Source organism: Colwellia sp. KS18-150, assembly GCF_057551365.1.
This window is the reverse complement of the sequence record NZ_BAAJMC010000001.1, coordinates 241,290-264,101: the sequence shown is the minus strand read 5'-3', so window position 1 is coordinate 264,101 and position 22,812 is coordinate 241,290. Positions and strand designations below refer to the sequence as shown.

Annotated in this window: 20 protein-coding genes; 12 read left to right on the top strand and 8 right to left on the bottom strand. The window is 38.8% G+C overall.

Annotated elements, in window-relative coordinates; genetic code table 11:
• Window positions 1-4: 4 nt before the first annotated feature.
• The 6 genes from AC27IF_RS01225 to dusB all read right to left on the bottom strand — a co-directional run bounded on the left by AC27IF_RS01225 (window position 5) and on the right by dusB (window position 5,997).
• A complete protein-coding gene (locus AC27IF_RS01225; protein WP_487051378.1) occupies window positions 5-319 on the bottom strand; it encodes a YbjQ family protein in 315 nt (104 codons plus the stop codon).
• 169 nt (window positions 320-488) lie between these two features.
• Window positions 489-1,784 (bottom strand): phosphoribosylamine--glycine ligase, encoded by a 1,296-nt coding sequence (purD, locus tag AC27IF_RS01220; protein WP_487051376.1) that lies wholly within the window; start codon window positions 1,782-1,784, stop codon window positions 489-491.
• Between the two features lie 12 nt (window positions 1,785-1,796).
• The gene (locus AC27IF_RS01215; RefSeq protein WP_487051374.1) at window positions 1,797-2,666 is read right to left on the bottom strand and encodes a class I SAM-dependent methyltransferase; all 870 of its coding nucleotides are present in this window, start codon (window positions 2,664-2,666) and stop codon (window positions 1,797-1,799) included.
• Between the two features lie 265 nt (window positions 2,667-2,931).
• Window positions 2,932-4,533: a bifunctional phosphoribosylaminoimidazolecarboxamide formyltransferase/IMP cyclohydrolase gene (purH, locus tag AC27IF_RS01210; RefSeq protein WP_487051372.1), complete on the bottom strand. Its 1,602-nt coding sequence runs from the start codon at window positions 4,531-4,533 to the stop codon at window positions 2,932-2,934.
• A 118-nt stretch (window positions 4,534-4,651) separates the two neighbouring features.
• The gene (fis, locus tag AC27IF_RS01205; protein ID WP_114325692.1) at window positions 4,652-4,939 is read right to left on the bottom strand and encodes a DNA-binding transcriptional regulator Fis; all 288 of its coding nucleotides are present in this window, start codon (window positions 4,937-4,939) and stop codon (window positions 4,652-4,654) included.
• 50 nt (window positions 4,940-4,989) lie between these two features.
• Window positions 4,990-5,997 carry a tRNA dihydrouridine synthase DusB gene (gene dusB, locus AC27IF_RS01200; protein WP_487051370.1) on the bottom strand — a complete coding sequence of 336 codons (1,008 nt, stop codon included), beginning with the start codon at window positions 5,995-5,997 and terminating at the stop codon, window positions 4,990-4,992.
• Between the two features lie 281 nt (window positions 5,998-6,278).
• On the opposite strand from dusB, the gene AC27IF_RS01195 reads away from it, so the two are divergent.
• From AC27IF_RS01195 to AC27IF_RS01175, 5 genes are all read left to right on the top strand, one after another.
• Window positions 6,279-7,562 carry a pepsin-like aspartic protease gene (locus tag AC27IF_RS01195; protein WP_487051368.1) on the top strand — a complete coding sequence of 428 codons (1,284 nt, stop codon included), beginning with the start codon at window positions 6,279-6,281 and terminating at the stop codon, window positions 7,560-7,562.
• A 15-nt stretch (window positions 7,563-7,577) separates the two neighbouring features.
• A complete protein-coding gene (locus AC27IF_RS01190) occupies window positions 7,578-8,114 on the top strand; it encodes a GNAT family N-acetyltransferase (protein WP_487051366.1) in 537 nt (178 codons plus the stop codon).
• Between the two features lie 81 nt (window positions 8,115-8,195).
• A complete protein-coding gene (locus tag AC27IF_RS01185) occupies window positions 8,196-9,017 on the top strand; it encodes an SAM-dependent methyltransferase (protein WP_487051364.1) in 822 nt (273 codons plus the stop codon).
• 50 nt (window positions 9,018-9,067) lie between these two features.
• Entirely contained in the window at window positions 9,068-9,331 is a 264-nt protein-coding gene (locus AC27IF_RS01180; RefSeq protein WP_487051362.1) for a hypothetical protein, read from the top strand.
• 94 nt (window positions 9,332-9,425) lie between these two features.
• On the top strand, window positions 9,426-11,147 hold the full coding sequence (locus AC27IF_RS01175; RefSeq protein ID WP_487051360.1) for a GGDEF domain-containing protein: 1,722 nt from the start codon (window positions 9,426-9,428) through the stop codon (window positions 11,145-11,147).
• 132 nt (window positions 11,148-11,279) lie between these two features.
• Here the strand turns inward: AC27IF_RS01175 and prmA are convergent, their stop codons facing one another.
• On the bottom strand, window positions 11,280-12,161 hold the full coding sequence (gene prmA, locus AC27IF_RS01170; RefSeq protein WP_487051358.1) for a 50S ribosomal protein L11 methyltransferase: 882 nt from the start codon (window positions 12,159-12,161) through the stop codon (window positions 11,280-11,282).
• A 109-nt stretch (window positions 12,162-12,270) separates the two neighbouring features.
• Here prmA and AC27IF_RS01165 point away from each other — a divergent pair, with 109 nt between their 5' ends.
• The 3 genes from AC27IF_RS01165 (at window position 12,271) to AC27IF_RS01155 (ending at window position 14,580) form a co-directional block, all read left to right on the top strand.
• Window positions 12,271-12,756, top strand: a complete 486-nt coding sequence (locus AC27IF_RS01165; protein ID WP_487051356.1) for a putative 4-hydroxy-4-methyl-2-oxoglutarate aldolase — start codon at window positions 12,271-12,273, stop codon at window positions 12,754-12,756.
• An 85-nt stretch (window positions 12,757-12,841) separates the two neighbouring features.
• Window positions 12,842-13,597: a substrate-binding periplasmic protein gene (locus AC27IF_RS01160; RefSeq protein ID WP_487051354.1), complete on the top strand. Its 756-nt coding sequence runs from the start codon at window positions 12,842-12,844 to the stop codon at window positions 13,595-13,597.
• Between the two features lie 17 nt (window positions 13,598-13,614).
• Window positions 13,615-14,580, top strand: a complete 966-nt coding sequence (locus tag AC27IF_RS01155) for a precorrin-2 dehydrogenase/sirohydrochlorin ferrochelatase family protein (protein ID WP_487051353.1) — start codon at window positions 13,615-13,617, stop codon at window positions 14,578-14,580.
• Window positions 14,581-14,624: 44 nt separating this feature from the next.
• On the opposite strand, the gene AC27IF_RS01150 is transcribed toward AC27IF_RS01155, so the two are convergent.
• Window positions 14,625-16,643, bottom strand: coding sequence for an amidohydrolase family protein (locus tag AC27IF_RS01150; RefSeq protein WP_487051351.1), 2,019 nt, complete (start codon window positions 16,641-16,643; stop codon window positions 14,625-14,627).
• A gap of 258 nt (window positions 16,644-16,901) precedes the next feature.
• Here AC27IF_RS01150 and AC27IF_RS01145 point away from each other — a divergent pair, with 258 nt between their 5' ends.
• The 4 genes from AC27IF_RS01145 to AC27IF_RS01130 all read left to right on the top strand — a co-directional run bounded on the left by AC27IF_RS01145 (window position 16,902) and on the right by AC27IF_RS01130 (window position 22,750).
• Window positions 16,902-18,257 carry an imelysin family protein gene (locus AC27IF_RS01145; protein ID WP_487051349.1) on the top strand — a complete coding sequence of 452 codons (1,356 nt, stop codon included), beginning with the start codon at window positions 16,902-16,904 and terminating at the stop codon, window positions 18,255-18,257.
• Window positions 18,258-18,444: 187 nt separating this feature from the next.
• Window positions 18,445-20,127, top strand: coding sequence for a di-heme oxidoreductase family protein (locus AC27IF_RS01140; protein ID WP_487051347.1), 1,683 nt, complete (start codon window positions 18,445-18,447; stop codon window positions 20,125-20,127).
• Window positions 20,128-21,573, top strand: a complete 1,446-nt coding sequence (locus AC27IF_RS01135; protein WP_487051345.1) for a di-heme oxidoreductase family protein — start codon at window positions 20,128-20,130, stop codon at window positions 21,571-21,573. It begins immediately after the preceding gene.
• A 7-nt stretch (window positions 21,574-21,580) separates the two neighbouring features.
• Window positions 21,581-22,750, top strand: a complete 1,170-nt coding sequence (locus tag AC27IF_RS01130; RefSeq protein ID WP_487051343.1) for an imelysin family protein — start codon at window positions 21,581-21,583, stop codon at window positions 22,748-22,750.
• Window positions 22,751-22,812 lie beyond the last annotated feature (62 nt).

The window sequence follows — 22,812 nt, the reverse complement described above, 5'->3', positions numbered from 1 at the left end:
GGCATTACTCCACTACCACTGCACTACCATAGGCAAAGAGTTCAGCTGCTCCTTGTGTCACCGAAGAGGTTGAAAAACGAACATTAACAACCGCATTTGCACCAATAGATTGTGCTTGTTGTTTCATACGTTCAACGGCTTCTTCTCTGGCTTCTTGTAATAATTCGGTGTAACCGACCAGTTCGCCACCAAATATGTTTTTAATACCTGCCATCAAGTCACGGCCAACATGCTTGCTACGCACAGTGCTACCTTGAACCAGACCTAAATGCTCATTAATGGTTACGCCTGGAATAACTTCTAAGTTGCTAATTAACATCAATACTTCCTGTAGTTTCCTTTTAAGATGGAGGTTACGTTAACTTAGCGGCATGAATTTAGCAAATGATAGTCAATTATTCGCAATTCGTTGCTTTTCACCTTGATGAAATAAAAAAGGCCGATAATAGTCATTATCGGCCTTTTCAAAGTTATAAAATTACTAAACACTAAGCATTATTTTGCTCACGTTCTATAGCGCGGTATGCAATATCCGTTCTGAATTCAACACCTTGCCAAGTAATTTGTTTTAATAACTCATAAGCAGACTGCTGCGCTTCAGTCACGGTATGACCTAAAGCAGTGGCACAAAGTACACGACCACCATTGGTAACAACATCACCTTGCTCATTTAGCTTAGTGCCTGCATGAAAGGTTTTAGCTGCATCATTAGTATTAGTCTCAAGACCAGAAATTACATCACCTTTAGGGTAACTCGCAGGGTAACCATTCGCAGCGAGTACAACACCTACTGCTGCACGGCTATCAAAATCAATTGTCGTTTGATTTAACTCACCACGAGTGGCCGCTAAACATAATTCAACAATATCTGATTGTAAACGCATCATAATAGGTTGTGTTTCAGGATCACCAAAACGACAGTTATACTCAATAACGTTAGGTGTGCCATCGGCAGCAATCATTAAGCCAGCATATAAAAAGCCAGAATAAGGAGCACCTTCTGCCGCCATACCTTCAACTGTAGGCATAATAACTTCAGCCATAATACGGTCATGAATTTCAGGCGTTACTACCGGAGCAGGAGAATAAGCTCCCATACCACCAGTATTAGGACCTAAATCACCATTAAGTGCACGTTTATGATCTTGACTGGTTGCCATCGGCAGTACATTCTTGCCGTCAACCATTACAATGAAGCTTGCTTCTTCACCTTCAAGAAATTCTTCAATTACCACACGGTGGCCAGCATCGCCAAAAGCATTACCCGCTAACATGTCTTTAATCGCGTCTTCTGCTTCCGTCAATGTTAGCGCAACAATAACGCCCTTACCTGCTGCTAAACCGTCCGCTTTAACGACAATAGGCGCGCCTTGTTCGCGTACATAAGCAAGCGCTGGCTCAACTTCAGTAAAGTTCGCATAACTACCCGTAGGGATTTTATTGCGAGCTAAGAAGTCCTTAGTGAAAGATTTAGATCCTTCAAGTTGCGCTGCTTTAGCACTTGGGCCAAAAATAGCTAAACCACGTGCTTGAAAAGCATCAACAACACCGTCAACTAATGGCTGCTCAGGTCCAACAATCGTTAGTGCAATATCTTCACTCTGTGCAAAGGCAACTAATGCATTGTTATCACTTGGGTCTACAGCGACATTTTCTAACTTATTTTCAATTGCTGTGCCGGCATTTCCCGGCGCTACAAATACTTTAGTAACTTGACTAGATTGCGCAGCTTTCCATGCTAAAGCATGTTCACGGCCACCTGAGCCTATAACTAAAATTTTCATTTATTTTTCCTATTATTTTATTTGCTTTTTAAAGTCATCAAAACTGGTATTTTCAGGTTTAACAAACTTTAAAGTCATACGATCACTTTCGCCAATCGCTAAATACTTTTCTTTATCGGTATCACCTAATGCTAAAACTGGCGGTAGTGTCCACACACCTTTTTCATATACTGTCATATCATTTGGATTTGCATTGACTTCACTCGCCCCTGCAAAACGAAAACCAGCTGCTTTTGCCTGGTTAATGGTATGAGCTTCAGAAACATAGCCTTTAGATTTTTTAAGATCTCCACCTGCTGGTAATCTATGCTCTACAACACCAAGTACACCACCGGGTTTTAATGCGTTAAACGCATCTTTAAATACTTGTTCAACACCCGCATCTTTCCAGTTGTGTAAGTTACGAAATGTCAGCACTAAATCGGCACTACCTTGAGGTGCTAATTCACTTTCTTTACGTGGAACAAAATCCGTTAAGACTACTTCACTAAACACAACATCTGACGCTAATTTTTTCTCTAACTTTTTACGTGATTTAGAAAAATAATTATCTTCGCCAGTATCAGGGTAATGAGCGCCGTAAAGTTTACCTTGTCCTTTTAACGCAGGAGCTAAAATTTCTGTATACCATCCACCACCTGGCGTTATTTCAACAACGGTCATCGTTGGCTGAAAACCAAAAAAACTTAACGTTTCAACTGGATGACGATATTGATCTCGTGCTTTGTTTTTAGCTGAACGATGTTCACCAGTAACCGCTTTTTTCAATGCTGCACTACTGTGATCATGATCAACATGCGCATATAAGTGACTACTTGATAGAGCACTTAGGCCAAGTGTTGCTGTAATTAACAGTGATTTTAAAGTTTTAAATTGCGTCATGATATATCCATTAAGTGATTTAAGTTATTCAAAGAACTCTAGTTATACCAGATTTAAAATAAACAAGCAGCGATGAATTTGTTTCTAACTATGAACAAACCAATACTGCCAGATATATTGTTACTATCACTGCTTAACTTCAGCAACGGTTAATAGATAATATTTAAGCTAGCTGACTCAAAATCAATTGATAAACACGGAGCGTATGACTATACGTGAGTACTTATCAAGAAGAGTTTGCTTCAACTAGCAACAAGATTATTTATTAATGGCGGAAGTGGCGCATTCCTGTAAATACCATAGCAATGCCATGCTCATCTGCAGCGGCAATAACTTCATCGTCACGCATTGAACCGCCCGGTTGAATTACGGCAGTAATACCAGCTTCTGCTGCTGCGTCTAAACCATCACGGAATGGGAAGAATGCGTCAGAGGCCATTACTGAACCTTTAACTTCAAGATTCTCATCAGCAGCTTTAATTCCGGCAACTTTAGCAGAATAAACTCGACTCATTTGGCCGGCACCAACACCTATGGTCATGCTATTTTTAACATAAACAATGGCGTTCGATTTAACGTATTTGGCGACTTTCCAACAAAACTGCAGATCACGCATCTCATCAGCACTTGGCTGACGCTTAGTTACTACCTTTAAGTCATCACTAGCAACTTTGCCTTGGTCTCTGTCTTGAACTAATAAACCACCATTAACGCGTTTAAAGTCGAAGCCTGACGTTGAAGTATCCCATTGGCCACACTCTAACAAACGTAAGTTTGGCTTAGCGGCAACGATTTGCGCTGCAGCATCAGATACTGATGGAGCAATAATTACTTCCACGAACTGACGAGATACTATCGCTTCAGCAGTATCGGCATCTAATTCTCGGTTAAAAGCAATAATTCCGCCAAATGCTGATGTTGGATCAGTTTTATAAGCACCTTCATAAGCTGCAAGGATGTTTTCACCAATAGAAACACCACACGGATTAGCGTGCTTAACAATGACACATGCCGGCTCATCAAATTCTTTAACACATTCTAAGGCTGCGTCGGTATCTGCAATGTTATTGTAAGATAATGCTTTACCTTGGATCTGATTCGCAGTAGAAATTGACGCTTCTTCTGGATTAGCTTCTTTATAAAAAGCCGCATCTTGATGAGAATTCTCACCATAACGTAAGTCTTGTGTTTTAACGAACTGGCTATTGAAGGTACGTGGGAATTTAGCTTTCTCTTCGAAAGAAGGAGTCGCTTCTTTATCGCCATATGCTGATAACATTTTACCGAAGTAGTTAGCAATCATGCCATCGTAGCTAGCTGTGTGCTCATAAGCTGCAATCGCTAAATCAAAACGTGTTTGATACGTTAATGAATCATCATTGTTATTCATTTCCGCTAATACGCGATCATAATCGCTAGCGTTAACAACAATAGTTACATCTTTATGATTTTTTGCTGCGGCACGAACCATAGTTGGTCCACCGATATCAATATTTTCAATGGCATTTTCTAAGGTACAATTTTCATCGCTAACTGCATTAGCAAATGGATACAAGTTAACTACTACCATATCAATTGCACTGATATTGTTTTCATCCATTACTGCTTCATCAGTACCACGACGAGCTAAAATGCCACCGTGTACCTTAGGGTGTAATGTTTTAACACGACCGTCCATAATCTCTGGGTGACCGGTGTAATCAGAAACTTCAGTAACAGCAATACCGTTATCAGCTAGTAATTTAGCAGTACCACCTGTTGAAAGTAGATCAACACCTTTGTCTGCTAGAGTTCGAGCAAATTCAACAATACCAGTTTTATCAGAAACACTTAATAGTGCGCGTTTAATTGGACGAGGAGTATCCATTATGTATTTGTACCTTTATTAAATTAAATTCTTGACCAAATGGCCAAATTTCTTGGGCGCTAAAAACATAAAAGCACCCGAAGGTGCTTTTATTTGGCAGGATAAACCTGCCCTAGTATTAGTTCATACCGTATTTTTTTAATTTCTTACGTAATGTACCACGGTTGATACCTAGTAAGTTGGCGGCTCTTGTTTGGTTACCGCGCGTATACATCATCACTTCTTCTAACATTGGCGCTTCTATTTCACTTAGTACAAGGTCGTACATATCATCAACGTCGTTACCATTTAATTGCTTTAAGTAATTATTGATAGCTATTTTAGCTTGTGTACGTAACGGAGACGTTTTAGTTTGCGTTTGAATATCACCAGTGATAAATGGAGAAGAAATATTTTGTTCGAACATAATGTACAACTCTTTCTATAATAAGTATAAATTAAACAACCAACCGCTCATTAATGAGCGAGTTGATCAAAACATAAGTTTAACGTCTCAAGCTGTTCACTTGTCGACGATAAGCCATTAAAAGTAGCTCTAAAAGCTTTGCCTTGGTCGCCTGCAAAATGCACAGAAAACCTTTCACCATAAGTAGCAAGCGATTGGATATACCAAGACACATGTTTACGGGCAATCCTTACCCCCATAAAGTCACCATAAAACTGATGTAAATCCTTTACATGTCCAAGTAAAATTGAACGTACCTCATTCATTGAGGGAGCAGGTAGTTTAGTGCCTGTTTTCAAAAAGTGATTAATTTCTCGAAAAATCCAAGGTCTCCCTTGGGCACCTCGGCCAATCATAATTGCATCGGCTCCGGTATAGCTTAATACATGCTCAGCTTTTTCAACTGAGGTTATATCGCCATTTGCCACAACAGGAATTGAAACCGCCTGTTTAATTGCTTTAATAGTGTCGTATTCCGCATTGCCTTTATAAAAGTCATTACGTGTTCGACCATGTACTGCAAGCGAAGCAATACCGTTATCTTGAGCAATTTTTGCTATTTCAATACCATTACGGCTGTTTTCACACCAACCAGTGCGAATTTTTAACGTCACCGGAATATCAACAGAGTTCACTACAGATTTTACTATTTGTTCAACCTGAGCTGGTTCTTTTAATAATGCCGATCCTGCTAATTTTTTATTTACCTTTTTTGCCGGGCAACCCATATTAATATCAATAATTTGAGCGCCTTTATCGCGGTTGATTTGAGCAGCAAACGCTAGCTCATCAGGACAACTTCCCGCAATTTGCACACTTCTAATACCAGCTTCTTCACTGTGAATCATTCTTAGCTTAGATTTTTCGGTATTCCATACTTTAGGATTCGACGATACCATTTCTGACACAGCCAAACCCGCACCTAAACGACAACACAACTCTCGAAAAGGTTGATCCGTAATTCCCGCCATTGGGGCAAGAAAAACATTACTATCGAATTGATATGAACCGATTACCAAACCATCACCACATTGACAACAAAAAAGCTGACTATTTTTTAAGCATCACTGCAAAAGGGCGCTAAGTTTACGTGTTTTTCTCTCCCTTGAAAAGCATAGTTTTTAAACAAATTAAGCTTTTTTTTATGTTTTATATATTGACTTTTGACAAAGTATTGATGCGAACATAATTCGTACAATTCATTAACAACAAAGTCAAAGAAACTGTTTATTTAACTCTCGAAAATTTCACTTATATGTGCCACAGTAAAGTTACTGAAAAATATCATAATTAAACTAAAATGCTTTCATTTTTAAAACTCCCTATTACCAATGTCTATGCTAAAGGCGACTATTGCGCGACTTTTAATCTTGGTAGCAACCAAACACCTGTGAATCTAATTCTTGATAGTGGTAGTAGTACACTCGTTGTAAAAGATGAAAAATATCAAGCACACTTGGATAAAAGCCTCACTCCTACGGCTATTGCTCAAGAAGTAAACTATGGCATTGGCGGTTGGAATGGTTCAGTGGTACATACCAGTATTTCAATTGAAGATGAGCACTTGCAAAATATTACTTTAGAAAACGCAACACTGGCGCTCGTTTCAAATAAAGCTCAATATGCCACTTTCGGTAAAGCAGATGGCATGGTAGGGCTTGCTTACCATCACCTGAATAAAGGTTTCGATGTTAGTGAGTATTTAAAAGCACAACAAATTAATCCTGCTCACACTTATCCTTGGCCCTTCTCACAAGCCCCTCTAGAAGATAGTGGCAACCTAAAACAGTTTAAAAAATTTTTGTGGCAATACCCTGAAGATGATATTACCCCCTACTTTACCGATTTAGCGCTACATAACCTCTGTGCCAATAAACTCAGTTTTTACAGCAAACGCTCTGCCATACATATAAATGAAAATTGTGATAAACAATCTACTACTGAGCAATTAAAACAAGACCCTCTGAATCAAGGCTGGTTGATTTTTGGTGGTGGAGAAGAACAAACAGACTTATATAGTGGCGATTTCAGTTACATTAAAGTAGAGCATGATATTTACTACAATGTTGAATTAGTCTCGATGCAAATAGGTGATAAAACGCCAATTGCCGCCGCACCTTTGCAAACAGATAAAATTAATAGCTATTTTACCAATGCCATTATTGATACAGGCGCTGGTGGAATCGTATTAACAGCCGACATTTACCAACAAATGATTAGCGATTTAATCAGCATAAATAACAGCTTTGCTTCTCTGCTCAGTTTATTTAAAGACATAAGTGCACAGGAAGTAGGTATTGATGTAAATAAACTAAACCTTGAGCAATGGCCTGATATCACTTTTACTTTTGTTAGTGACATCATTGACCAACAAAAACAAACCGTACAATTAACCTGTACGCCGCAAAACTACTGGCAAGTTAATACACCAAGTTATGGTAAAGCCTGTTTTCGTTTTCTTAGCCAGTTACCTCAATGGCCAAATCAATCAATAATCGGGTTACCACTATTAAATAATTACTACGTGATTTTCGACCGTTCGGTAAACACCACTGGCGTTATCAAGTTCGCACAGCAAAAATAACAAGGACATAAATCATTGCACGCTTTCACTACTGAACGATTATTAATAAGGCCGTTAGCAGCACAAGATAAAATGCTATATATCAGCCTTTATACCGATGCAAAAATAATGCGCCATATAGGTAAACCATTATCGAAAATTGCTGCTGAAAAAGCCTTTAACAATACTTTAAAAGCCATACAGACTGAAAAGACTAAAGTGATGACTTGGGCGATAGTGACTCTGGATGATGAACAAGCTGTTGGAATTCAAGCACTAAATTTCAAAACATCTAGTAATGCTGAGATAGGAATTATGCTTCTGAGAAATAGTAATGGAAAATTAGTCCCCGAAGAAGCTATGGGTGCGTTAATGGAGTTTGCGTTTAATTCTCTAAAGGTTAAAGTTATTATGGCAAATTATGTTAAAGAAAACCTTGCAACCAAGCGCTTTGTTAAGAAACTGGGGTTCATTCAAAAACAAAAACATCCGTCAGATGATACTGATACATTCTCAGATCAGTTCTTTAATGAAGATTGGAAAAAAAGGTTCATTAAACAATCCTTTTGTTGATCGCATTGTAATATATTTATTTTAAACAAAACTATTTACTGGTATTTTATCTCCTTTATAAAAATACAAGGTTTTTAATGAATGTCAGGTAGTTTAGTCTGTGTCGGTACAGGCATGACTATTGGAGCTCATCTCACTCCAATAGCTCAAAGCCATATCAATAACGCTGATGTCGTTTTTTCATTAATGTCGACGGGTATTACTGAACGTTGGCTTGATGAAATGCATCCTGATGTGCGAAGCCTACAATACTGTTACCAAGAAGGAAAAAACCGCAACACCACGTACAACGAAATGGTGGAAGTCATATTAACAGAAGTACGAGCAGCTAAAAAAGTCGTTGCAGCATTTTATGGACATCCAGGTGTTTTTGCCTGTGTTGCTCATCGTGCTATAAGCAAAGCAACTAAAGAAAACTTCTTTGCACACATGGAACCAGGAATATCTGCTGAAGGCTGCTTATATGCAGACCTTGCTATTGATCCAGGTAAAACAGGCTGTATCCATTTTGAAACCAGTCAATTTATGTTTTATCAACGTAATATTGACCCTGCTGCTTATTTGGTGCTTTGGCAAGTAGGCTTAGCAGGTGATAAAACACTAGCCAAATATTCCACTGGCAGTGCCTATCGCCAAATACTTGTGGATTTATTATTAGAAACTTACCCAAGCGACCACCAAGTGATTTTATATCAAGCGAAAGTACTTCCTATTGATACTGTAAGAGCCGAATACATTACCTTAACAGAGTTAGTAACTGCAGAGTTATTTATGCACACGACCTTAGTTATTCCTCCCTGTGCAAAAATGCAGCCTAACCAAGTTATTTTAGATAAGTTAGCCGAAATTGATCATAACGAAGCACAAAGTAAACATAGACCTAAACTAAGGCTAGTGTTATAAAGCTAGATAGAAAAATACTAATTTCACAACAATAACAATGGAGTAAACCAATGACAGCAGTAATCGATACCCTAGTACAATTGGCTAGCGATGCTAGTTTACAAAGCTCAAGCGCCACTGAGCAATTACTGAAAGATAATAACATTGAAGATACGTTTGCAGATGCAATATCTAATAAAGATGTAATTTCACTTGAACAACAATTAGATGTTTGCCCTGATATTGTTTGTTTTCTTTTACCTGCTGAAGATGAGGAAGCTGAAAGTGATGCAGAAGACGAATCAAGTGAAGAAAAAGCAGTTGTAAATAGGTAATATGCTTTCTATCAGATGTAATATGAATATCATTAGGCAGAACTTTATTGTCTTCTGCCTAATGCAATGCTTTCTTTTATTTTCATCAAACAGTATGGCTGCTCAAAATACAACAGATTTTGCCATAAAATTAGAAGCGATAGATAAGATTAGAAGTAGCAAGCCTGTAGAGTTTTCATTGCAATTAGAAGCTATAAGCGCTCATTCGCTTCATATGACTCAGCAGCAACAAAATTATTTAAAATACTTAAAAGCATATCAGCTTACTTACAGTGGCAACTCTAATAAAGCGATCCCTCTATTCCAAAGCATTATCAACTCTAACGAAGCTGATAATCTTATAAAATTCAGATCAAGATTAACTATTATCAATATTTTTGCTATAGAGCAAAACTGGACTAAAGGCCTATCACACTTATTTTTTATTTTAAAAGACTTACCTAATATTCAACAACCTGAGTTTTACTTAAATGGTTTAGCTATAGCTGCAATTTTTTATAACCAATTAGGTCAATACAGCTCAGGGTTAAAATATGCCGAAAAAATAATACAATCAACGCCAGATAAAAGGCTTGAATGCGTGGCAGAAAGTTTAATTATAGAATCTAAGCTTCATTTAAGACTATTAAAGAAAAGTGATATTGAGAGTAACCAGTTAATATTGAAGTGTGCCGATGAAGCGATTGCAATTAACTTTATCCGCTCCTACAAAGCCAAGTATTATTTAGAAAATAATAAATATAATAAAGTAATCAACTTTTTATCTCCGCATTTACCAGCGATAGAATCAACTAAATACCCAAGGCTTATTGTTGAAATTTATACTTCACTCGCAAAAGCTTATTGGTTACAAAACGATTTATATAACGCATCATTATACGCTGAAAAATCAATACAAACAGGTCAGAACTTTAAAACGACTCAAGCTGTTGTTGCCGCTTATAAGTTACTTTACCAAGTAGCAAAAGCTCAAAATGAGCATCAAAAAGCACTCAACTTACATGAAACTCACGCAGAGCTTGATAAAACTTATATTAATGAAACCCAAGCCAAACACCTAGCCTTTCAACTTGCTCAACACAAAGCTATCGAGCAAAAAAATCAAATAGATTTACTAAATAAAAAAAATTCACTCTTAACAGCTGAGCAAGCTTTGGCTAGTGCCAATGCAGCTAACAACCGCCTGATCATTCTTGTATTAGCGCTGACCTTATCTGTACTTACTTTTTGGGGGCTTAGATTACTAAAAGCTCACAAGCGAATTAAAGAGCTGGCGGAGTACGATTCATTAACAGGTATTTTTAATCGTGGGCACTTTGTGCAGGTTGCTAACAACGCACTTAAATATTGTCAAAGTGCAGAGCAAGATTTAAGCCTGATCATGTTTGATTTGGATCACTTCAAAAAAATCAATGACACCTTTGGCCATGCATGTGGTGATTGGGCGTTACAAAAAGCCGTTGAAGTTTGTAAAGATATTGGTCGCCAGAATGATATCTTTGCACGTTTAGGTGGCGAAGAGTTTTGTATATTGCTAAACAGTTGTGACAGTAAGATAGCTTTTGAACGAGCAGAAGCGTGTCGAAAAGCCATTGCTGCTATTAATACTGCTGATTCGGGCTTTGACTTCACCATCACCGCAAGCTTTGGTGTTACCGATGCAAACACCAGTGGTTATGATTTAGAAAAATTACTTGCTGATGCTGATAGTGCAGCTTACAGTTCAAAACACGCAGGGCGTGACCGAACAACTATTTTTGAAATAAAGCCTGTACAACAAACCATGCAATTAGACGATTCAAGAAATATCTTTTAATACCAAAATAACTTGGGTTCAGGTTATTCAACCTGAACTCGGTTTAAGAGACATTTAACTCATTGAAATAAAGTGACAAATTACTTTATAAATATCTCGAGCTAGATAAACAGGTATTAAGCCGAGCTCAGGTTATTTACGTTGACCGTTTAATCGAACCCATTCTTCTTGCACGCTAACCGGCTCCATATCACACCACTGACCGTAAATTGTTTGTAAGTTTTGGGCTTGCTCTTCTAAAACGCCTGATAAGGCTAGCAAACCTTTATCGCCAACAAATTCGATAATAGTAGGCGCTAACTCACGTAGTGGGCCAGCTAAAATATTTGCTACAACCACATCAGCTTTAAGTGTTGGCTGATCTTTAGGTAAGTACAATTCAAGTCTGTCATCAACATGGTTACGCTTGGCATTCGCAAGGCTGGCCTGTAGAGCTTGTGGGTCAATATCAACGCCAATAACCTTTTTAGCGCCAAGTTTTAAGGCTGCTAATGATAAAATGCCTGAGCCACAACCAAAGTCCACCACAGTTTTATCTTGTAAATCTAAACCATCTAACCAAGTTAAACATAGTGCTGTTGTAGGGTGTGTACCGGTACCAAACGCCAAGCCTGGATCAAGCATAACATTAACGGCATCTGGCTCTGGTACTTCACGCCAACTAGGACAAATCCATAAACGCTCACCAAACTTCATTGGGTGGAAATTGTCCATCCATTCTCGTTCCCAGTCTTTATCTTCCAATTGCTCTAACTTGTATTGCATTTGGTCTTTATCTGGGTGAATACTTTGCAAATAACCAATTACTTTATCCATATCATGACTTGCTTCAAATAACCCCATCACGACGGTATTCGACCAGTAAATAACTTCATCTCCTGGTAAAGGCTCATAAATTGGTGTATCTTGGGCATCAATAAAAGTCACAGCTTGCGAGCCCGCTGCAGAGAGCCAGTTACTATACTTTTCTGCAGTTTCTTCATTGGCGTTTAATCTAAGTTGAATCCAAGGCATTTTCTATTTCCGATTTGATTTATGATCACAATAACTGTGGTTGATGATAGTTTATCATTCATTGGTGCTAGAGTAGGAACAAATTCACCTATTACTGAGTATAAATATTATGCTTGATTTACTTCCTGACTTATTCGATAACTTTGAATCACAACTACAACTGGCCGAGCCATTATTCAATGACTATGGTGGAAAGATCATATTTAGTGGCGAAATTGTTACCGTTTCCTGTGTAAATGATAATTCAAAAGTAAAAGAATTAGTTGCAACCGATGGTACTGGCAAAGTGATGGTAGTTGATGGTCAAGCAAGTTTAATCAGGGCATTACTCGGTGATATGCTCGCTGAGAAAGCAGTAAAAAATGGCTGGCAAGGAATAGTAATCAACGGCTGTATCAGAGATGCCGGCACAATTAACACTTTACCACTTGGAGTGAAAGCACTTGGCTGTAATCCAATTAAAACTGAAAAACTTGGTGTTGGTGAAGTGAATATAGCTGTCAACTTTGCTGGTGTTGACTTCCTACCTGGCCAATACATTTATGGTGATGCAAACGGCTTGGCAATCAGTCAACAACAATTATCTTTAAGCTAGATCAAGCAAACACCTTTACGGCTATACAGGCTTTATTCTACGTAGTAGGATAGATTTATAAGTATAGTTAAAAGGGAAGAATTATATGAGCGGCATTAAAGTCATATTATTAACGTGTTTAATATTATTTCCTTCCTTTATACAAGCTCAATCAGTTCGCATCGTTACTGAAAAACTCCCTCCATTACAAATACGCCTAGGTGATGGCTTAATCACTGGTGCCATGGCTGATATTGTTCACCTGCTGTTAGATAAAGCAGGTATTGATAGCAATATTGAAATGTTACCGTGGGCACGTAGTTATCAAATAGCGCTAGAACAAAAGAACACCTTGATATTTTCGATGTTAAGGGGTGAAGACAGAGAAGATAAATTTATTTGGGTAGGTAAATTATTCGCTATAAACTCCTATTTAGTGGCATTAAAAGGTCGCGGTACTTATAATATCCAATCAATTGACGACGCCAAAAAATATAGCGTTGGTAGTATTCGACAAGATTTAGCAGAATCTTACCTGCGTAAGCATGGTTTTATTGAAAACCAAAATTTATATTTAAGTAGTGATTACCAAGTACTTTGGCAAATGCTCTATAGTGAAAGAACAGAGCTTGCCTTTACCAATAATATAGTCTGGAGATATGAAATTGCAGATTCGATGTTAGATCCTAGCCAGATTGATATTATTTATAAAATCCCGAATATTGCCTCTGATTTATATCTAGCAGCAAGTAAAGGTACTGATGAGAAAATTATTAGTCAATTACGAGCCGGATTAGCAGAAATTAAAGCCAACGGCCAATACCAACAAATACTGCATAAATGGCGTTTAACTACCCCATAAAATAACACAAATTTATTATGAAATATTTTCCTGTTTTCCTCGATGCAAACAATATCTCAGCCATGGTTATCGGTGGCGGAGAAGTCGCTTCTCGAAAAATTGAATTGCTATTAAAGTCCACCAATAATATTACTATCATGAGTGAGACTGTCTGCTCAGGTGTCGAGCGTTTAATTAACTTGCACCAATTAACTTGGTTAAAGCACAACTATCAAGCCGGACATCTTGCCAAGATAAACTTGGTTATCGCTGCCACAGATGACTTATCTGTCAACCAAGCTATTTATCATGAAGCAACACCATTAAATATTTTAACCAATGTTGTCGACCAGCCAGAGTTATGCACTTATATTACCCCGGCAATTATTGACAGAAGTCCGATGATTATTGCTCTTTCAAGTTCGGGTAGTTCACCTATTTTAATACGTATGTTACGTGAACAAATTGAAAAAACTTTACCACAGGCTTACGGCAAGCTAGCTGACTTTTCTTTTAAGTTTCGTGATCATGTTAAAGCAAGAGTGAAAGGATTACGTAATCGTCGTAGTTTTTGGGAAAATACTCTGCGAGGCCCCATTGGCCAAGCTGTGCTTGATGGTAACCAACAGCAAGCTGAGCAACAATTAATTGCCAGTATCAAACAAGAAATTGCACCACCATCAGGTGAGATTATTTTTATTCACACTAAAGAAGGTAACCCTGACAATTTAACCTTAAGCGCCCATCGAGCGATGCAGTTTGCTGATGCGGTATTTTATGATGATGACGTCAATATTGAACTTATTGAATATGTTCGTCGCGATGCTGAAAAGTTTCCTCAAGTCATTACCTCGAGTATATTAATAAACTTCCAGCATGCACTCGAATTAGCATTGCAAGGGCAAAAAGTTATCTATTTATTATCGGGTCATGAGCCCTTACCTGACAATGAAGCGCTGATCATGAGCGATATCACCACTCAAGAAATAGTTATTGGTGGCTAACTATTCTAATTAGCCTGATATCAAAAGTTAATTATCAATATACACTATTGAAAAACGCTCGCTGCAACAAAGGGTTTTACTCCTAACACCTTATACAATTCAGCAGGTTTATAAAAATTATCCCCTTTGACGACGAGTGATATTTTACGAATATCACTCATGTTAGTTAAAGGGTCACCATCAATTAAAATAACATCAGCATACTTTCCTTCACTAATAGAGCCTAACTCATACGCTGCACCGACGATTTTTGCTGAATTTATCGTGGCAATTTTAAGTACCTCCATGTTAGGAATACCTGCCTCAGCGTAGAGCTCTAATTCACGATGTAGTGTAAAACCAGCAATGTTATCTGTGCCCGCCACAAGTGGAATGCCATTGTCATATAGTTTCTTCACTAAATTAGACATGGCCTTAGCTCCAGCTTGATAATTGTCTATAAGATCAGGGGCGACATCCATTTCCGCCCCTTTTAATTGTCTTAGTACATTGGGTGGTAGATGCGCTGCAACAGCAGTAAATTCAGGGTCAATTTTTTTGCGCTCTTTTAGCAGTAAGCTTCTAAAAGTGGACACTGTCGGGTCAATAACAATCTGCTTATCCGCTAATAGTTTAATTAAGCGATTGAACTCATTACTATTAATATCTAAATCACCGGCGTGTTCACCAATTAAGGTAAACCGTAATTGTTGACGAGTATCTAATTTTGTTCCGGCAAGAAAGTTTAAGAACAACATATTAATATGCTGTATTTCATCATAACCGGCTTCTACTGCTTGCTCTGCTGTCATAAATGCAGGGATATGACCACTTAATCTCATGCCTCGACGATGAACATGCTCTGCAATTGACGGCACCCAAAGAGGGTCAATAGAGCTATATAATTTAATTTGCAGATATCCATTATCCGCAAACCAATCTATTTTTTCGTGGGCTTCTTCAAGAGACTCTACTGACAAACCAGCCGAGTATTCACTCATTTGATCAAAAAATCCGGCGCGAAACACTCGATTTCCAATTAGAGTATTGCTGTTGAATAGCTTTTCAATTTCCATGATATTTTCATGATTGTTACCGATATCTCTGACGCTTGTCACACCGGCAGCAATATTGAGTAAACCATCACCTTTACTTAGGTGACCGTGCATATCCCATAACCCCGGAATTAACGTTTTACCTTTGCCATCAATAGTTGGAGTGGATTTTTTAACATCAATGTTTTTGGCTACTTTAGCAATTTTGCCATTTCTTAATAAAACATCAGTATTAACAAGTGCTTCACCCGCAAGTACATCCACCAACTGAACATTTTTTATAAGCAAGCTCGTATAAGCATGACTTAATGACGTATTCACTCCTTCTAAATAATCTTGCTCTGCTTTATTTTGAATGGTTCTTAACTGAGTAAAGTTATCTAACGTGTAACCTTGTCGAATAATACTCAGAAAGCCAGAAATATCTTTTGCGAAAAAATTACCTTCACTGTCATACCAGCTAAAATCAGGCGAAAATCCTAAACCGTTAATTGCGTATAAGTATACTTTTTCGGTTTTTGTACCATTACTTATCTCTACGCTTGTCAATTTACTTAGCTGTGCATTACCAGAAGGTAATAGTTGAACTGAGTTGTCTATCGACTTGAGCATGGCTTGAACCATCAAATTATCAACGACTACAGCACTATTCGCTGGCAAATAAAAAGCCTGCTGACTAAGTTTAACTTGACCATCATCTTTGTTACTTTCCCACGTCGCGATACCATCTTGCCATGTATAGCTTTCCTTTATTGGTGCTCCAAAAGGCGATAAACCTGTTGATTCATAGCTTATAGGCGCGCCTTTATCGTTAACCGTAATCTTTTCATCTATTTTAAACACGCGGTTATTCCAACGAACATCCAACATACCTTGATACTGGGTAGCTGAAATCTTGGTCATCACCTGCTTACCTGCAAGGCCTTTTTCTGTATATATAAGATTAGTAACCTCTTGCTGATCAGCAAAAACGATTTGAGATATTATTAGCGAACCAACTAATGCAGATAAAAACTTTAAACTTTTCATGTGTATAGCTTCCTTTTTATTTTTTATGAAAATAAGTGTAGTTGAAGTGAGCACAAACGCGAATTAAAAGGCTTTGCGAAGTAATTCTGCTAGCTATTTATTAGATAATCATTTCTCCTCGGGTAAGCATCATCCCCAACAAACTAAACACAAATAAAAACAGTTCTCATTTAGCTTGCTATTAAAGTTACGATTGATTACAATTTTGCGCAAATCTAAACAAGAATAATTTTTATTAACCTTTTATTTGTGGAATTTATGATGAATTTGAATCTTAAAAAAGTATCAGTTGCCTTACTTGTTGCCTGTACTTTAACAGCATGTGTAGACGACGGTGATGATGGAATAGCAGGTACAGATGGTGCGACGGGCGCTAATGGTACTGATGGTGTTAGCACTTTTGTAACTGTTGATGATGTATTAAAAACCAATGCGAATATTGCGTATGCTGCTTATTCTGATTCATTAATTTCTGCACAAGATTTAGCAACAGCTATTGACACTTTTGTTGCTGAGCCAACAGATGAAAACATGCTTGCTGCTAAAGAAGCTTGGTTAGATGCTCGCGAACCTTACGGTCAAACTGAAGTTTATCGTTTTCGTGAAGGTCCAATTGAAGATCGTGAAGGCAATATCAACGCATGGCCTTTAGGTGAAGCGGTAATTGATTACGTTGCAGTAGAAGTAGACGGTGAAGCAAACTCTGGTGATGCAGCTAATATTTCAGCGGGTAATATCATCGCTAACACGGCTGACTACCCTACTATCACATCAGATGCTATTGATGCCGTTTTCGAATTAGAAGGCGATGAGAGTTTTGTTACCACAGGTTATCACGCTATTGAGTTTTTATTATGGGGTCAAGATTTAAATAATGACTTATCTGGTAGTGGTGTACGTGACAGCAGCGCTGGTCAACGCCCAGTATCTGATTACTCAAATGTAGCAAGCGCATGTACTTCAGGTGAAAATATGGCTGCTGATGAAATTTGTGTTCGACGTGGACAATACTTACAAGCCGTAGCCTCATTATTAGTAACTGATTTAACGGATATCGTTGAAGCTTGGGAGCCAAGTGGTACTGACAATCACTACCAAAAATTCATTGCCGGCGGTGATGACTCTTTAGCCACTATTTTAGAAGGTATGGGCCGTTTAAGCTTCGGTGAACTAGCTGGTGAACGTATCAATATTGCGCTAGTAAATAACTCTCAAGAAGATGAGCACTCATGTTTTAGTGATAACACCCACAGAGATATTTTCTTAAATGCTAAAGGTGTACAAAATAGCTACAACGCTCAATACACTCGTATAGATGGCGAAGTAGTTTCTGGTGCGTCAATTTACGATTTACTTGTGGTAAATGGTGATCATGAATTAGCCAACACTCTACGTGCCTCGCTAGAAGCAACTATGGCAGCCGCTACGGTTATTGATACTAAAGCGAAAACAGGCATGCCATTTGATTTGTTAATTCAAGATGGTTTCAATCAAGCCAATGTTGTTGCCGTTATTGCAGCTCTTTCTGCACAAACAGATGTTATTGAACAAGCTATTGATGCCTTAGGCGTAACGACTGAAGATCTAAGACAAGATACAGAAGAAGATATTTAATCTAATAAAACAACAACTTCTATATCGAATTTAAAAAATAGGCTTTTGAGCCTATTTTTTAGTTTCTGAACTACCACTAATAATAATCATTATCTTTTAGATTTGCGATTTAGATCAAGTTTTAACATTTGATAAACGATTACCCTGTAAGTTATCACACTTTTTAGAGCGAAACTGGAAACCATACATGAAAAAAATGTCCTATTTTTCAAACATTAAAGCTAATATCTATGTCGGTATACTCACTATCGTTTTAGTAGGGTGTGGCGGTGGTGGATCTGGTGAAGTTGAACCACCCGTCACGCCAGAGCCAGAGCCACCTACTCCTATTGTTGATCATAGTGGTTTAACACCGCTTAGTAGTGAACTTATCGATGAAAACGAGCACTTACCTGGCGGTGATGCTACCGTTTTTGTAGCCGATGAAGATGCCTTTAGTACTCGCCCAGACATGATAGCGGATGACTTTCAAGCTGATGGTTTCTTTACGTCAGGAGATCATTTATTTCGTACGGCTGAGCAAGACATAGGTCCACTGCTAAGTACCGGAAATTGCCAAGGTTGCCACATCAATGATGGTCGTGGCAGTGTTCCTGACTCACCAACATCGCCAATGCTAAGCATGTTGTTTAAGTTAGGTGATGATAGTGGTGCAGCCGATCCTATATACGGCGATCAATTACAGCCTTTTGCTGTACAAAGTTTTTCTAGCTCCGATTTTAATTCCGGCGTTTCTGTTCACGATGGTTCAATTAACGGTACCGAGTTATACGGTGAAGCATTTCCCTTTATTGAGTATGAAATCATTAACGGCACCTACCCTGATGGCACTAGCTATGAGTTAAGAAACCCCGTTTATAAAGTAAAAGATTTAAGTTTCGGCCCCTTCATGGCGAATATTAATTTTTCTGCACGCATTGCTCCACAAGCGTTTGGTGTTGGTTTATTAGATGCTATTCCCGCCGATAATATTATCTCACTTGCTGATGAAAACGATGATGATAATGATGGTATTTCGGGTCGTGCTTCAATGGCACTGGATGCTTTTAGCGGTGAAACTAAATTAGGTCGTTTTGCTTATAAAGCCCAAAACACTTCAGTATTACAGCAAGTCGCCGGCGCCTATGGTGGTGATATCGGCATTTCAACCAGCATATTCCCTGATGAAGCCTGTACCGAACAACAAGTTGCCTGTCAGATGGTGGCAGAGCAAGAGAATAAAGTCGGTACTGACTTTGACTTTCCTGATAGAAATTTAGCTTTGGTAGAGTTTTATAACCGTGTGTTAGGTGCTCCAGCCCGTCGTGGTTATGATGAAAATACAAACACTTGGGATGAAGATATCGCCGCTGGACGTACGCTATTTTTTGATACCCAATGCGTTGATTGTCATACACCCAGACATGTAACAGGTGAAGCGCAAGGGAGCGTGTTAGGTAAATTAACCTTACTTGGTTTAGAAGAAAACGCTGAGCCGATCGCTATGTTGTCTGAGCAAACTATTTTTCCATACACTGATCTTTTACTCCATGACATGGGGGGCTCTTGTGCTGTTACGCGTGAAACATCTTTAGGCGATTCATGTACTAATGGCGCTGAGTGCATGTATGTGCAGCGCTGTGAAGGTCTTGCTGATGGCTTAATTCAAGGTGATGCTTCTGGCACTGAATGGAAAACACCGGCGCTGTGGGGTATAGGTTTAGTACAAACCGTCAACCCGAACGCTAGTTTTTTACATGATGGTAGAGCCAGAACGATTGAAGAAGCTATTTTATGGCACGGCGGAGAAGCGACTTCTCGAAAAGAAGCTTTTATGGCACTGAGTCAAGTTCAACGTCAACAGTTAATCGCTTTTGTTGAGTCGCTATAAATGAGCGCTAGAATCACACTTAGGTTAGGTCTAGGGCTAGCGCTTATGTTCTTGGCAAATGTAGTCACTTCATGTGTCTATGCCAGTGATGCTAACTTAACGCCAAAGAGTTTAGCCGAGCAAAAAAGCGCCGGTGGTGGCATGACTGTGAAGCGGTTATCCAAGCGCAGTTATATCTACCCCGGACAATCTGCAACGCGTAGGCAACAGCTAGATTTTTGGAGTGGTTTTTCTTTTTTTAGAGACCCTTGGGTTACTGCGCCAAGTGTGACCAAAGCACGAGACGGTTTAGGGCCACTATTTAATGCCAGATCTTGTGTTGCTTGTCACCAAGACGGCTCACGCGCGCCTATGCCTGAAAGTGGTGAAAGTATACCAACCGCATTATTAATACGTGTGGGCTTTACTAAACCTGGCCTTACTCATGAAAACAATAACTACGGTGGGCAAATTCAACACCGTGCTATTAAGTACATCAATAATAACCTCAATCAAACCTTGCAAAACGAAGCTTGGTTGAATTTAAGCTATTCAGTCATTGATGGTAAGTTCGCTGATGGTGAAGCTTATCAACTACAAAAGCCTCATTATCAATTAACTAAACTTGCTTATGGCGAATTACCAGAGCATGCAGCGCTTTCCCCAAGGTATTCTCCCAACGTATTTGGTAGTGGATTATTAGATGCTATTAAAGAGCAAGACTTACTAGCGCAAGAAGATATTCAAGATAAAAATAATGATGGTATTTCAGCTAAATATAACCGCGTTATTGATGTTAAAACAGGTCAAGAATCCATAGGGCGCTTTGGTATGAAAGCCAAGCACCCTAGTCTAGCACAGCAAGTGGCTGCAGCTTTTAGAGATGATATAGGCATAACCAACAGTTTCTTTCATGCTGAAGCTTGTTCTAAAAGCCAGTTATTTTGCCAACAAGCAAGTGCACTTGGTGAGCATGACACTGTTGAAATTGAAGATAAAAACCTTGATTTGGTCATCACTTTTAACCGTTTACTGGGAGTACCACCGGCAAGAGGTTTAACTAAACCTAAGCAAAAACAAGGTCAGTTATTGTTTCATCAAATAGGCTGCGCCCAGTGTCATACCCCAAGTTATATCACCGATGAAAACTACGCAGATCCCGCCTTAGCCAATCAAAAGATTTGGCCATATACCGATCTCGCCCTACATGATATGGGGGCAGAGTTAGCAGATGGTGTATATGAAGCAAATGCCACAGGCACTGAGTGGCGAACTCCACCGCTTTGGGGCATAGGTTTACAAAAAAGAGTTACTGGCCAACAACACTTTTTACACGATGGTCGAGCAAGGACAATTACCGAAGCCATATTATGGCACGGTGGTGAAGCCAAACTCGCCCAAGCACAGTTTATACAATTATCCAAAGATGAGCGCCAAGCATTGCTCACCTTCATAAAATCAATTTAGGAATATTATGACTAATTTATTACCATTAAAGGCGACTACCCCGATAGTATTGGCATTAACTTTAGCATTAACTGCCTGTGGTGGTGGCGGAAGCTCAGAAAGCACAACACCAGATACCACGCCTGATACAACAACACCGACAACGCCCACTTCTACAGATGAGGAGCAATTTGGTTTATGGCTTACCGATTTAGCCAATAATGTTATCTTGCCTGGTTATCAAGATTTACAAACTAAAGCACAAGCGTTATCAAATCAAAGTGCTAGTTTTTGTGCGCTTAGTAGCCCAAGCAATAGTGACTTACAAACTTTGCAACAAAACTGGGCAGACTTTAATAACAGTTGGCAAAGTATTCAATGGTTAAAAGTGGGCCCAGTACTAGAAGAAAGCCGTATTTTTAGACTAGAGCTATGGCCAGACGATAACGGCTCTGTGGCAAGTGATATTGCGTTAATACTTGATGAACCAGAAATTACCGCCGATCTGTTTGCCGCTAAGTATGTCGGAGGCCAAGGGATACCTGCTTTAGAAATCTTTTTATTTGGTAGTGACTCTTTATTATCCGCAAGTGATAAAACAAAGCGCTGTGAAGCCGTTGTCGCCATCAGCGAGAATTTAGTCAATATTTCTACCGCAATAAACAGTGAATGGCAAAGCACAGGCGATAATTATGCCGCTTCTTTAACGTCAGGTACCGGTGATTTCACCAGTAAGAAAGATGCCGTTGAAGAATTGATCACAAACTGGCTAGAGCAAGTTGAAAAAGTAAAAGATGAAAAGCTTTTACAGCCGCTTGCCATCAATGCGCCAGGTATTCTTAATATTGCAGAATTTACTCTCACCAATGAAGTTATCTCAAGTGTTAAATTGAATAATTTGGCGTTTAGTCAGTTATACACTGCCGGTGATGGTCATGGTTTTGATGACATTCTAACCGACCATTTTGACCAACAAACGATTAGTGATGATATAACCGCAAAAATTGCAGCTATCGAGACGTCATTAAATGCCTTAGACACGAATATGACTTTTGAACAATTACTTAATGATGACGCTAGCCGAACACAGCTTACTGAAGTAATACAGAAAATTCGTGAATTAAGAGATGTGATTACCGCTGATTTTGTACAAGCCACAGATATCAACATCGGCTTTAACTCCAACGACGGCGACTAATAAGCACGTTAATGTTAGCGAACGACAACGATCACAATTAAAGATTTTATTGGACACTGAAT